Source organism: Methylocapsa aurea, from assembly GCF_000746085.1.
In the GTDB taxonomy this organism is placed as follows: Bacteria; Pseudomonadota; Alphaproteobacteria; order Rhizobiales; family Beijerinckiaceae; genus Methylocapsa; species Methylocapsa aurea.
This window is the reverse complement of record NZ_JQKO01000008.1, coordinates 145,891-157,882: the sequence shown is the minus strand read 5'-3', so window position 1 is coordinate 157,882 and position 11,992 is coordinate 145,891. Positions and strand designations below refer to the sequence as shown.

The 11,992-nt window shown below is 61.5% G+C and carries 10 protein-coding genes and 1 tRNA gene; 3 read left to right on the top strand and 8 right to left on the bottom strand.

Translation table 11 applies throughout. From position 1 onward, the window contains the following. Nucleotides 1–264 precede the first annotated feature (264 nt). A complete protein-coding gene (locus DL86_RS18640) occupies nucleotides 265–1,332 on the top strand; it encodes a hypothetical protein (RefSeq protein ID WP_051952823.1) in 1,068 nt (355 codons plus the stop codon). A gap of 24 nt (nucleotides 1,333–1,356) precedes the next feature. Further along, on the top strand, nucleotides 1,357–1,926 hold the full coding sequence (gene rplI / locus DL86_RS06335) for a 50S ribosomal protein L9 (RefSeq protein WP_036259412.1): 570 nt from the start codon (nucleotides 1,357–1,359) through the stop codon (nucleotides 1,924–1,926). A gap of 334 nt (nucleotides 1,927–2,260) precedes the next feature. Here the strand turns inward: rplI and DL86_RS06325 are convergent, their stop codons facing one another. After that, nucleotides 2,261–3,865: a porin gene (locus DL86_RS06325; protein WP_036259406.1), complete on the bottom strand. Its 1,605-nt coding sequence runs from the start codon at nucleotides 3,863–3,865 to the stop codon at nucleotides 2,261–2,263. 405 nt (nucleotides 3,866–4,270) lie between these two features. On the opposite strand from DL86_RS06325, the gene DL86_RS06320 reads away from it, so the two are divergent. Further along, nucleotides 4,271–4,364 (top strand) — tRNA-Ser (locus tag DL86_RS06320). A 1,204-nt stretch (nucleotides 4,365–5,568) separates the two neighbouring features. On the opposite strand, the gene DL86_RS19155 is transcribed toward DL86_RS06320, so the two are convergent. From DL86_RS19155 to DL86_RS06275, 7 genes are all read right to left on the bottom strand, one after another. Beyond that, the gene (locus DL86_RS19155) at nucleotides 5,569–5,976 is read right to left on the bottom strand and encodes a hypothetical protein (RefSeq protein ID WP_084572739.1); all 408 of its coding nucleotides are present in this window, start codon (nucleotides 5,974–5,976) and stop codon (nucleotides 5,569–5,571) included. 640 nt (nucleotides 5,977–6,616) lie between these two features. Further along, on the bottom strand, nucleotides 6,617–8,167 hold the full coding sequence (gatB, locus tag DL86_RS06300; protein WP_036259399.1) for an Asp-tRNA(Asn)/Glu-tRNA(Gln) amidotransferase subunit GatB: 1,551 nt from the start codon (nucleotides 8,165–8,167) through the stop codon (nucleotides 6,617–6,619). Nucleotides 8,168–8,201: 34 nt separating this feature from the next. Beyond that, nucleotides 8,202–9,692, bottom strand: coding sequence for an Asp-tRNA(Asn)/Glu-tRNA(Gln) amidotransferase subunit GatA (gatA, locus tag DL86_RS06295; RefSeq protein WP_036259605.1), 1,491 nt, complete (start codon nucleotides 9,690–9,692; stop codon nucleotides 8,202–8,204). A gap of 117 nt (nucleotides 9,693–9,809) precedes the next feature. Then, complete coding sequence (gene gatC, locus DL86_RS06290) at nucleotides 9,810–10,097, bottom strand: Asp-tRNA(Asn)/Glu-tRNA(Gln) amidotransferase subunit GatC (RefSeq protein WP_036259397.1); 288 nt, start codon at nucleotides 10,095–10,097, stop codon at nucleotides 9,810–9,812. A gap of 155 nt (nucleotides 10,098–10,252) precedes the next feature. Further along, nucleotides 10,253–10,681 (bottom strand): hypothetical protein, encoded by a 429-nt coding sequence (locus tag DL86_RS06285; protein ID WP_036259396.1) that lies wholly within the window; start codon nucleotides 10,679–10,681, stop codon nucleotides 10,253–10,255. A gap of 196 nt (nucleotides 10,682–10,877) precedes the next feature. Next, nucleotides 10,878–11,141 carry a hypothetical protein gene (locus DL86_RS06280; RefSeq protein ID WP_036259394.1) on the bottom strand — a complete coding sequence of 88 codons (264 nt, stop codon included), beginning with the start codon at nucleotides 11,139–11,141 and terminating at the stop codon, nucleotides 10,878–10,880. A 140-nt stretch (nucleotides 11,142–11,281) separates the two neighbouring features. Beyond that, nucleotides 11,282–11,980, bottom strand: a complete 699-nt coding sequence (locus DL86_RS06275; protein WP_036259603.1) for a metal-dependent hydrolase — start codon at nucleotides 11,978–11,980, stop codon at nucleotides 11,282–11,284. Nucleotides 11,981–11,992 lie beyond the last annotated feature (12 nt).

The following is an 11,992-nucleotide window of genomic DNA, read 5'->3' as shown; positions in this document are numbered from 1 at the left end:
GTTAGGTTTCTGTTCGGATCTGCTTCGTTGTCGGGGGCGGCCCTCCTCGCTTGGCCGCCGCATGAATATTCTGCCTGATCGCCGCGCAAGCGGCGGCCGGTCCAGAGCATCTTTCTCCAAGACGGGAAATGCTCTAGGGTTTTGCCGTCCAATACCGGGCATATTCAATCGCCATCCGGGAGCGCCGGATGGTTTTGTTGGGACGAGCGGAGGCGCAGGTTTCCGACCCGCCCCTAACCGCCGTTACCAGCGGGACAGCAGGGCATGATGAGGACGCAGTTCTTCTTAACACGCGGCAAGCCTTACGCCGTCGCGGCCGGCGCCGGAATCGCCGCGGGGGTCTTATTCAGCCTCACGCATCAGGCGACCTTCCTCGCCACGGCGCTCGCCTATCTTTCGCCGCTTCCAATCATGATCGCGATGCTTGGGTTCGGACGCACTGCCGGCATCGGCGCCGCCATCGCCGCCTCCGTCACGGTCTTTGCGCTCGCGATCGCACAGATGCGGCATGGACCCTGGACCAGAGGCGTCGACGAAGCGGGCCTCGCGGCTTTGATCTTTGCCCTCAGCCTTGGATTGCCCGCTTTGTGGCTGAGCTTTCTCGCCGCATTGAGCCGGATAAAGGGCAACGCGCCCTGGACGATAAGTTCGGCGGCGGCAAGGTCTTTTGCGCGGGAGTATTTTCCGCTTGAGCGGATATTGACCTATGCAGTCGCCATATCCGCCACGATCGCCGTCGCCGCCGCGATCTACGTCACCTTCCGTCATGGCCCGCTTGAAGCAGTGATAGAGCGCGCCGTGAAGGAGGTGACGCCCGTCCTGGAGCGCATCGTCGGCGAAAATCCCAGTCTGCCGGCCGGGATCCATCTTCACGCGATTGCGCGGCTCATTGTGCTCGCGGCGGCGCCTGCGATGGCGGCGTCGAGCCTTGTGATGCTGATGGCCAACCTGTGGCTGGCGGGACGCGTTGCGGAGGTTTCGGGCCGGCTACCGCGTCCCTGGCCCGACATAGCGCGCGAATTGCAATTGCCTCGGATGTACGCCTTGGTCTTCGCCACCGCGGTCGGCGCTTCTTTCTTGGGCGCGTTGCCTGGCCTCATCAGCGCCATCGTCGCCGCCGCCCTCGGCATGGGCTTCGCCTTGCAAGGCCTCGCTGTCATGCATGACTTATCGCGCGGCGCGCGAATCCGGACGCCGCTGCTGATCGCAATCTATTTCGCGATCATCCTCTTGATGCCGTGGCCTCTCATCCTACTCACCTTGATCGGCCTTATCGAGGCCGCCTTCTCCCTGCGCCAGCGCAAGGCGAAGGCGGCCGCTTCAAAGCTTTGAAAACAACCCTGAAGGATATTTGCAATGGAAGTTATTTTGCTCGAACGCGTCGCCAAACTCGGGCAGATGGGCGATACGGTTCGCGTGAAGGATGGCTACGCGCGTAATTTTCTGCTGCCCGGCGGGAAGGCGTTGCGCGCCACCGAGGCGAATAAGAGTCGGTTCGAAGGGCAGCGCGCCCAGCTCGAGACGCGCAATCTCGAATCAAAGAACGAAGCCGCCGCCATCGCCGAAAAGCTCAACGGCCAGATCTTCGTCGTCATTCGCCAAGCGGGTGAAACGGGCCATCTTTACGGCTCGGTGTCCCCACGCGATATCGCCGATGCGATCAGCGCGGGCGGGTTCAGCGCCAATCGCAATCAGATCGTGCTTCGGACGCCGATCAAGTCGATTGGGCTGCATGAAGTTCCGGTGCATCTGCACCCGGAAATCGTCGCGTCGATCAGCGTCAATGTCGCCCGTTCGGCAGTCGAGGCCGAACGTCAGGCAAAGGGCGAAGAGATGAACGTCGTCGAGGAAACCACGATGGACGATCTCGGTCTTGAAGTCGGCGCCGCGCTGGCCGACGCCGGCGGCAGCCTCGGCGATCGCTGACGCGAAGCGCCGGGCGAGGCCTGGACGGACGTAGGGGAACTCCCAGCCTACGTTTACGCATTACAGGAAATAAATTCATGAAGCTCTTTTCTGGAAACAGGAATGAGCTTTTTTTATTTGATGCCGGTGCGCGCCGCGACCCTCGCGCGCCTTCGGATCCGGAAGAAATCAGAAAGCAGATTTAACGCCTTCTTCTATCGCATTTTCTTTAACGCGAACCCGCATCCACTTCACTCGAAAGCACCCTATTCAAAAAGAGCCCGGCGCTTGCGACGCCGGGCTCTCATCTAGAATATTGTTGTCAGGAAAAGATCCTGAGGATGCCCTTGGACGGTCAGAAAGAGCGCTGAACGCGCAGGCGCCCTTCATACTCGCTTTGAACCGGCCGGAAGGTCGGCAAGCCGGCGTTGCTCAGGCTGCCCACTCCATAATCCGGAGCGAGACCAACCGGGCGCGTCTGCTCCAGACGGATATACATGAACTCGGTGCCGATATTGAAGCCCTTGATCGGCGTCCACACGAGATTGGTGCCGACCCGCGACTCTTTGAGGTTGGCGACGCCCACCGCGCCGCCGAAACCGGCGAGGGCGTTGCCGGAATAATGGACTTCCTGATAGGAGCCGAACAGCGAGGAACTCAAAGTCGGGATCCAGTAGTGGCGGAATGCGCCGGTGACGTCCCAGCCCCATTGCTTTTCGCACGAGCCGCTGGCGGTGAAAACGCAGTCGGCATTGATCTGCGGATCCCATCCATAGCTATAGTCCATCGGCGTGAAGCCGGCGCCATAGAACCTGTTGGCGTTGACGGCGTTGTAATTGAAGCCGAGGTTATTGCCGGCGATATAGCCGTAGGCGCCTTTCTCATAGGCGGCCTGCAACCAGAGCTGATCTCCGGGCGCCAGGTAATCCATCTTCAAATTAATGCCGCCCTGCACCGCGAACCCGTAGGAATTGCTCGTCAAGGCCGGATAGGCATAGGTCGAAACGGCCGTCGGCGGGTTCGCCGTGGCAGTGTTCGCGAACAGGCTGGCGTTGACTTGATGCGCCGCCGCCGAGACTTGCACGGAGCCCCATTTGTCGTCATAGCGAAGATTGCCGACAATGTCCGGAACCCGCGCTCCCCCCGGATTGCCCTGGAAAGAGCTCGCGGTGATGCCCCCGATATTGAGCGGGTCCTGTCCCGGCAGGCTCGCGAGCGTGCTGAGGACCGCAGCCCGACGCGAGGCCTGGTCTTCGAAGGACAGCGTCGCCGAGAAGCCGCCGCCGAAGGTCGCCGTATAGGAGAGCAAGCCGACAGTGGCGTTGGAGCCGCGCAAGCCGGCGAAGTTATAGGCGTCCGCGTAGAAATCGAACATCGATTGGGCGCGGCCTGCGGTCAAGCCGGCAAATTGAATGAAGGCCTTGTTGATGATCGTCGTCTCGCGCGCCTGCCTGTTCGCCGCGGTCGTGTTGAAGGCGATGCCTCCGAGAGCGCCGGTCGATGAGTTGCCGCCCGATCCCCAGTAGGAGTCGACGCGCAGGAACGCGCGCAACGTGCCCCAAGGCGTCGCATTTCTGGCGTCGAGTTCGACGCGGCCCAAGGCGTTGAAATGCGTGGCGTCACGCTCGCGATGGTTGGTATATTGGCCCGCGGATGGTCCATAACCATTGAAGGCGAAGCCGTTTACCGTCTGCTGGCGCCGCGTGCCCTGGCCATAGAAGCTCGCGCCCGAGATTTGGTAGGACGGGTTGAACCCGCGGAATTCGCCGAGCACCATGCCGCCGATTTTCAGACAGGTGTCCGTGCCGGGAATATAGAAGAAACCGGCGCCGTAAGCGTCGCAAATGCGGACATATTCAACCGGCGCGGCTTTATGCGTCGGAAGGTCGGCAGCCTGGGCGCTTCCCACGCTCACCAGGGCCGCAGCCGATCCAAGTAAAAGGCCCTTGACGAGCTTCATCTCTAATCTCCGTTGTAAAGACCCAATCGGATGAGGTCTGCCGGCCGTCGCGGAAAAGGCGCATCCCAGGATGGCTTCACGGCGATGGTGTTTGGCAAGCATTCCCCGCATCCCCTCTTTGCCCCGGATTAAAACAAATTATAAACCAGACGGCCTTGGCCGCCAATGGGCGCTCTATCCGGGTCACGATCGGGTTGGCCCCCGTTCGCAAACGCACAATAGCTGCGCTTCGCGTTCGGTAAAACGTGTTTTAAGCGCCTCCTAGCACTCGCTTAACGGGTGTGACTTTGCTGCAACTGGAAGACTGACGCTGGCCGTCGCAGAGGGCCTTGCCTTCGGCTCGAGGCTCGGGCATATGTCGAACATCATCTGGGCGACGGCCAAAATAGCCGTTCCTGCATGTTCGGAGACGTGGCCGAGAGGCTGAAGGCGGCGGTTTGCTAAACCGTTATAGGGTTGTAAAGCCCTATCGAGGGTTCGAATCCCTCCGTCTCCGCCAGCCCTGCGCCGGCGCATTGAAAGCCGAATCGGCAATCGGCCAGCCAGCGCCTCTGATCCCAACTTCCTTGGAGGCCGTTTGCGACCGGAGCGGCCAAGCCTACGATTGGCGGGACAGCAAGGCTCTTGAGCGCTTTCCGATCCCTGAAACGCCGCTCGAACCTGCTCTCTTGGAAGCGCGAAATTCCGATTCGGGATCAATCGGACTTATGTAATGTGGACAGGATGCGTTCGAACACCATGAAAGGAATGCTCGTGCATTCGCGGTCTCGCGCTTGCGCGCTTTCAGATTCCTTAGAATCGGAAAGTAGCTCTGGCTCTCTATTTTGTCGCATTTTCTTAGCGCGAACCGGCGTCTGCTTCGTTCGAAAACGCTCGGGCGGTGGCTCTGCCTGTGCCCGCGTCATCGCAGCGTTCAGCCTCGCCGCGACCATGTCGGCGCCAACTCTCGCTCAAACCCCAGGCGACTCCAGCAAGACGAAGCTTCCCGTTACGGCGCCCCTGCCGCCGGCGCGCCCTCCAAACCTCGGCGCCGTCCCTTCAACCGCGAATCTCCCTGCTTTGGCGCCGTCAGTTCCGACTACGCCATTAACGCCCCCGGCCACAGCGCCAGCGCCGAGTGCGCCGGCCTTGCCGCGAAACTTGCCGGCCGCGTCAAGGGAGCGGATGCATGCTTGCGGCCTCGAATGGCAGGAAATGAAAGCGTCGGGAGCCGCGACAGACAGGAATTGGCGCGATTTCGCACAAGTCTGTCTTGCCCGGTAGAGCATGATTTCAAACGCTACGGCGCTGTTGGATGCGATTATGCCTCAAATGAAAAAATTTTAGAGAGCACGTTGACTCCGCTTGAAGGCGCTTGCTCCTGGGCCGTTAAGAGGCGGCGCTAAATCGCAAGCGCAGAGTCACGCAGACTCCCGCCCGCTAGGCGCCAAGGCCCTTTTCATCGTCTGCTCAAGATGAACATTGCCTCGCATCTTCGGCCGACGCCGCAAAGGGCGAAACGCGGTCGCGAATGCCGCCTTCTCATCCCCGCGGGAACGCCTCATCCACTCCCGGAGAGAACTGCGCGACCTGGAAGAAAGCGGGAGACAGCCGGCGGCGCGAGGCCGTGTTCACGCATGAACGCAAGGCGGGAGCGTCATTGCCGGCCATCTCCATTGTCGTGGCGCAAGTCACCATCTCGTCCGACGCGTGGTTGTCCGTCGTCAAGCAGACTCCGGAGCTACTGGCGGCGGCGCCTTGGGTTTGCGCGGAGCAACCTTGCGGACCACTTTTTTGACGCTCACTTTCTTGACCGCGGCCTTAGTGACGCTGGCCTTCTTGGCGGGCGCCTTGCGCACCGCCGGCTTGGCGGCCTTTGTCGCGACGGTCCTGCTGGCTGTCTTCTTGACTGGCGCCTTTTTCACGGCTGTCTTTTTTGCGGCTGTCTTTTTTACGGCCGCTTTCTTCACGGCGACTTTCTTAGTCACGGTCTTTTTCGTCACCGCTTTGCGGGCGGCCTTCGGGACAGCAGCTTTCTTTGTCGCCGCCTTTTTCGGCGCGGCCTTTTTCACCGCGGTCTTTTTCGCCGCGGCTTTTTTCGCGGGCGCTTTCTTGGTGGTTGCCTTCACCATGCTCGGACTCCCCTCTGCTATTTTGTCAGCCGGTTTGTTGCGCCGACTAGAGGCTTGCATAGCGTAGCGTTGTTAATCAGCCGTGCAAGAGGCGTTGCTTCAACAAGCTCGCAAAGGCGCGCGAACAAAGCATCGCAAGCGCGTTGCGCAATGGCGCGCGCGTCCTTCAGCTGCGCCAAGAACATTTCTCTTTGTCCGGCGCATTCGATGCGCGGCATGCATCGGTCTCGATCGAAACCAAGATGCTCGCGAGCGCCGCGCGATCACATGCGCACGGATCACGGTTGGCTTTTCTCAAACCCATTGCTTGATTTGAAAGTCTTTGTTTTTTAAAGGCTCTGTTAGATTTTTCGAGGGCGGCGCAAGTTGTGCGGCTTGCCTCTAAACGCGGTCGCGTTGCGATCGTTTGGGATATCTTCGCGACGCTTCATGTGCGTCCGCGCGAATGAGATCGAAGCAGAATGGCGGCGGCTCTACGGACTGCGCAGAGAGATCGCGCGGCGCCAATCAGCGACCCTGTTCAACGACAAAAAAAAATTCGTGCGAAGAGAAAAAAAGCGCGGCGCGGCGGCATGGCCAGCGCTCGAATTGACGCGCGGCTCGCGAATCACTCACGTGATTCGCGATTTGCTTTTGCATGCTAGATGCCGAGCTTACTTTTCAAGAGCTCGTTGACGGCTTGCGGATTGGCTTTGCCGCCGGTCTCTTTCATCACCTGGCCGACAAACCAGCCAAGCATCGAAGGCTTGGCCTGCGCCTGCGCGACCTTGTCGGGATTGGCCGCGATGATCGCATCGACGGCGGCGGCAATCGCGCCTGTGTCGGTGACCTGCTTCATTCCGCGCGCTTCAACAATGGCGCGCGGGTCGCTGACACTGCCGGACATGGCAGCCGTATCCGAGCCCTCAATCGCGGAAAGCGAACCACTGACGCGATCCTTATCCTCGGCGATAATGATCGCCAGAACGTCCTTGGCGATCTTGCCGGAGATCGTGCCGTCGGCGATGAGGTCGACGATCCCCGCGATCTGCCCTGGCCTAATATGCGTCTGCGCAACCGAAAGCCCCTGCGTATTCGCATAGGCCGCGACATCGCCGCTGATCCAGTTGGCGACCAGCTTGGCGTCGCGGCTTGCGCCGCCGAATTTGACTGCGGCTTCGTAATAGTCGGCGGTTTCCTTGTCGGCGACGAGGACGCCGGCGTCATAGGCCGGCAGGCCATAGTCCTTGATGAAGCGGGCCTTCTTGGCGTCCGGCAGTTCCGGCAATTCGGCCTTGAGCGCGTCGACATAGTCCTGGTCGAATTCGAGCGGCAGGAGATCGGGATCGGGGAAATAGCGGTAGTCATGCGCTTCTTCCTTGGAGCGCATCGAGCGGGTCTCGCCGCGGACCGGATCGAACAGCCGCGTTTCCTGATCGATCTTGCCGCCATCCTCGATGATGCCGATCTGGCGGCGCGCCTCGACCTCGATCGCCTGAGCGATGAAGCGGATCGAATTGACGTTCTTGATCTCGCAGCGCGTGCCCAAGGGCTCGCCCGGCCGGCGCACCGACACATTGACGTCGGCGCGCAGCGATCCCTGCTCCATATTGCCGTCGCAGGAGCCGATATAGCGCAGGATGGTGCGCAGCTTGGTGACATAGGCCCGCGCCTCGTCGGAGGAGCGCATATCGGGCTTCGAGACGATCTCCATCAGCGCGACGCCAGACCGGTTGAGATCGACGAAGGACTCCGTCGCCGACTGGTCGTGCAGCGACTTGCCAGCGTCCTGCTCGAGATGCAACCGCTCGATCCCGACCTCGATCTGCTCGGTCGGCGAGACATCGACGATGACGACGCCCTCGCCGACGATAGGGCTCTTGTACTGCGAAATCTGATAGCCCTGAGGCAGATCGGGATAGAAGTAATTCTTGCGATCGAAGACCGAGCGAAGGTTGATCTGCGCTTCAAGACCGAGCCCGGTGCGGATCGCCTGCGCCACGCATTCCTCGTTGATGACCGGGAGCATTCCCGGCATGGCGGCGTCGACCAGCGAGACATTGGCGTTGGGCTCGTTGCCGAAGACCGTCGAGGCGCCGGAGAAGAGTTTCGAGCGCGACGTGACCTGGGCATGGATCTCCATCCCGATCACGACTTCGAAATCGCCGGTCGCGCCCTTGATGAGTTTGGAGGGTTTTGCATGCGTGTTCATGATCTTGCTCTCTCTCGCAATCCCAATCGCTTCCCTATTCCCCAACCGCCCACCATTTCGGCGGCGGCGCGACCTTCGGCGCGGCCTGCTCGATCGCGCCGGCGACCGCGAAAAGGGTCTCCTCGTCAAAGGCGCGGCCGATGACTTGCAGCCCAAGCGGCAGGCCCTCGCTCGACGTCCCCGCCGGCACGGCGATGCCGGGCAGGCCCGCCATGTTCACGGTGACGGTAAAGATGTCGTTCAGATACATTTCCACTGGATCGGTCGAGCCTTTTTCGCCAAGGCCGAAGGCCGCCGAAGGCGTCGCCGGGGTCAGGATCGCATCGACCCCATCGGCGAAGGCAAGCTCGAAATCGCGCTTGATCAAGGTGCGGATCTTTTGCGCCCGCACATAATAAGCGTCGTAATAGCCGGCGGACAGCACATAGGTGCCGATCATGATGCGGCGGCGCACTTCCTTGCCGAAGCCCGCCGCGCGGGTGCTCTCATACATGTCGGCAATGTCCTTGCCGGGAACCCGCAGACCGTAGCGCACGCCATCATAGCGCGCGAGATTCGAGGAGGCCTCGGCCGGCGCCACAATATAATATGCCGGCAAGGCGTAGCGCGTATGCGGCAGCGAAATTTCGACGATCGAGGCGCCCGCCTCTTTCATCCAGGCGATCCCCTGATCCCAGAGCTTCTCGATTTCCGGCGACATGCCGTCGAGCCGGTATTCCTTCGGAATGCCGATCTTCATGCCCTTGATCGACCGTCCGACTGCGGCCTCGTAATCGGGCACGGGAACATTGACCGAAGTCGTATCCTTGGGATCGTGGCCGGCCATCGAGCGCAAAAGGATCGCCGCGTCGCGAACCGTCCGCGCGATCGGCCCGGCCTGATCGAGCGACGAGGCGAAGGCGACGATGCCCCAGCGCGAGCAGCGCCCATAGGTCGGCTTGATGCCGACGGTTCCGGTGAAGGCCGCCGGCTGCCGGATCGAGCCGCCAGTATCCGTCGCTGTGGCGCCAAAGCATAGATGCGCCGCGACCGCCGCGGAGGAGCCGCCCGACGAGCCGCCGGGAACAAGCGCAGCATTCGCCCCCTGCCGCCGCCAGGGCGAAATCACCGGGCCGAAATAGGAAGTCTCGTTCGACGAGCCCATTGCGAATTCGTCGAGATTGAGCTTGCCGAGCATGACCGCGCCATCGCGCCAGAGGTTGGCGCTGACCGTCGATTCATAGGCCGGCGTGAAGCCTTCGAGAATATGGCTGCCCGCCGTCGTCTGCACGCCGGCCGTGCAATAGAGGTCCTTGATCCCCAGCGGCATGCCCTCAAGCGGGCCCGCCTCTCCCCTGGCGATCCGCGCATCGGACTCGATGGCCATGGCGCGCGCGACGTCGGGCGTCTCGGTGACGAAAGCATTGAGCGCCCGCGCCCGTTCGATTTGCGCGATCTGCGCATTGGCGAGATCGAGCGCGGAGATTTTCTTTTTCGCCAAGGCGTCGCGGGCTTCGGCGAGGGTGAGATCGGTAAGGTCGGTCAAATTCACATCCGTTCTGGGATATGCACTTTATGATTAGCGCATGATCTTATCGAAAAGTCCGCAGCGTTCCGGACTCAGGCTCCGCAGCCGCGCGGACAAGGCGCAGCGGCGCTGCGCCTATTCAACAACCTTGGGCACAACAAAGAAATGATCCTCGGAGGCCGGCGCATTGGCGACGATGTCCTTGGCGATGGAGCCCTCAGTCACTTCATCCCGGCGCTTCTTCATCGGCATCGGCATGACCGAGGTCATCGGCTCGACGCCGTCGACATCGACGCTGGCCAGTTCCTCGACGAAGTTTAGAATCGCGTTCAGCTCCTCTTGCAGATGCGGAACGTCTTCGTCGCTGACCTTGATCCGCGCAAGATGGGCGATGCGCCGCACGGTCGCCTGATCGACGGACATGGGGTCTCCTTTGTAAGAGCGCTAAGCGAAGAGCGTGCCTATAGCATTGGCGGCGTCGGCGCGGCAATGCGGCGCTCTCCGCTCTCATGCCGAAGAGCCGGCGAAGCCTGCGCCCCATGCTCACGCGCCCTCATGCTGATCTCGAAGCGCCGCGCTCACTTGCGCTTCGCGGCGAAGATCTCCTCCTGAAGGCGATTGGCCTTCTCTATATAGGTGGGCGCCTTGGCTTTGCGGTAGCCGTTCAGAGCTGCGGAGATCGCCGCGAGAGCGTTATCGAAATGGGCGGGCTCGCCGGTTTTGTTGAAGAGCGCGAGATAGGCCAAAGCGAGATTTTCCTGCGTCTGGGCCCATTGGAGCGGCGCGCGGGCAAGAGCGCGCCCCTTCAACGCAAGGCGAAAAGCGGCGACGGCCTCCTTGAGCTTTTCCGGGCTGCTCTCCCGTACCGCGAGAATCGCCAGCGCGCCGTCCAGATTGCTCTGCGTCGTCGGGCGGGGGCGCGGCTCGGGTTCGCAGATCTCGGCGGCGACGCGGCGGTCATCCGCCCCTCGGGGCTTGCGCAACCATCTGCGGAGCCAATCGCGCATCGTCGGCCCTAGCCTTCGGGAGTTTCAAGGGAGGCGGCGTTGATGGTCGAGCCCGCAACATTGCCGCCGACAGCGACGGCTCCGGAGACCTTGAGAAATTGCCAAGCGGCTTGCATGACGCTCTCCGCAATGATCGAGAGAAAGCTGCTGTCGCGGCGCCGGCGCCCTCGTTTGTCCCGCAGCGCCGCAGCCGCCTTTATCCCTTCGGCGGCTCCTGGTCCTCTCTGGCTTTTCTCTCGGCTTCCTTGGCGTCAAATTCGGCGTTGAATTGCGCGAGCCGCCGCCCGATCAAGCCTCGGGCGACCAAGATCCATGCGCCGACGACCAGCATCGCGGCGAGCACAAGAAGAACCGCTCGGACCATTTCATCGCTAAGGATGATCTCGATGCTTTTCCAGAGCGCGCCAAACATGGAGCCGACGAAGCCTTCATTTGAAATTTGCCAGATGCCGCCCAGCATGACGCTCTCCCGCCCAAGACTTGCCTACCCAAGACTTGCCTACCCAAGACCCGGTCATTCTGACCATTTCCGGGACCGGCGCAACGCATTGCCAATGCTTCAACGGCGCCCGCATCTTGCCGCCGGCCTCGGCGGCGCGATCAGAAAGCCAAGGCCTCGCCAATGCGCGGAACCATGATCTTGGTCGATTCTCCGGCCATCGCGGCGACGAACTCGGCGGGGTCGGGGCTCAGCAGACCGAACGTTCCGTAATGGCAGGGCACGACGGCGTCGAATTTGAAGAAGCGCTTCACCGCTAAGGCCGCCGTCTTGCCGCTCATGGTGAATCTATCGCCGACCGGAACGAGGCCGATCTTGGGCTGATGGATTTCCGCGATCAGCGCCATATCGGAAAAAACATCGGTGTCGCCCATATGGTAGAGGCTCGGCCCGGCCTTGGGCTTGATGACGATGCCGTTCGGACTGCCAAGGTAAATCGATTGGCCGTTCAGCACGGTTCCCGACGAATGCAAGGCCTGGGTGAAACTCAAGGTGAAATCGTCAAAGGCGATCGCGCCGCCGGTATTGCCGGGGTTGATGTCGGCGGCGCCTTGTCCTTGGAGAAACATGCAGATCTCGAAATTCGCCACGATCTGCGCCCCGGTCGCCTTGGCGATGTCCACAGCGTCGCCGATATGATCGTCATGGCCATGCGTCAGGACGATATGGGTCGCCCCCTCGCTCGCCGCCGCGACGTCGCCGGTGAATTTCGGATTGCCGCTCAAGAAGGGGTCGATCAGGATGACCGCCGCGCCAAGCTCGATGCGGAAGGCCGAATGGCCGAGCCAGATCAGTTTCATGTTCAAGATCTC

Bases quoted from the DNA above. Each gene is read 5' to 3' on its own strand.
- DL86_RS18640 (WP_051952823.1), top strand. From the start codon at position 265: ATGATGAGGACGCAGTTCTTCTTAACACGCGGCAAGCCTTACGCCGTC.
- rplI (WP_036259412.1), top strand. From the start codon at position 1,357: ATGGAAGTTATTTTGCTCGAACGCGTCGCCAAACTCGGGCAGATGGGC.
- DL86_RS06325 (WP_036259406.1), bottom strand. From the start codon at position 3,865: ATGAAGCTCGTCAAGGGCCTTTTACTTGGATCGGCTGCGGCCCTGGTG.
- DL86_RS19155 (WP_084572739.1), bottom strand. From the start codon at position 5,976: ATGGTGAAGGCAACCACCAAGAAAGCGCCCGCGAAAAAAGCCGCGGCG.
- gatB (WP_036259399.1), bottom strand. From the start codon at position 8,167: ATGAACACGCATGCAAAACCCTCCAAACTCATCAAGGGCGCGACCGGC.
- gatC (WP_036259397.1), bottom strand. From the start codon at position 10,097: ATGTCCGTCGATCAGGCGACCGTGCGGCGCATCGCCCATCTTGCGCGG.
- DL86_RS06285 (WP_036259396.1), bottom strand. From the start codon at position 10,681: ATGCGCGATTGGCTCCGCAGATGGTTGCGCAAGCCCCGAGGGGCGGAT.
- DL86_RS06280 (WP_036259394.1), bottom strand. From the start codon at position 11,141: ATGCTGGGCGGCATCTGGCAAATTTCAAATGAAGGCTTCGTCGGCTCC.
- DL86_RS06275 (WP_036259603.1), bottom strand. From the start codon at position 11,980: ATGAAACTGATCTGGCTCGGCCATTCGGCCTTCCGCATCGAGCTTGGC.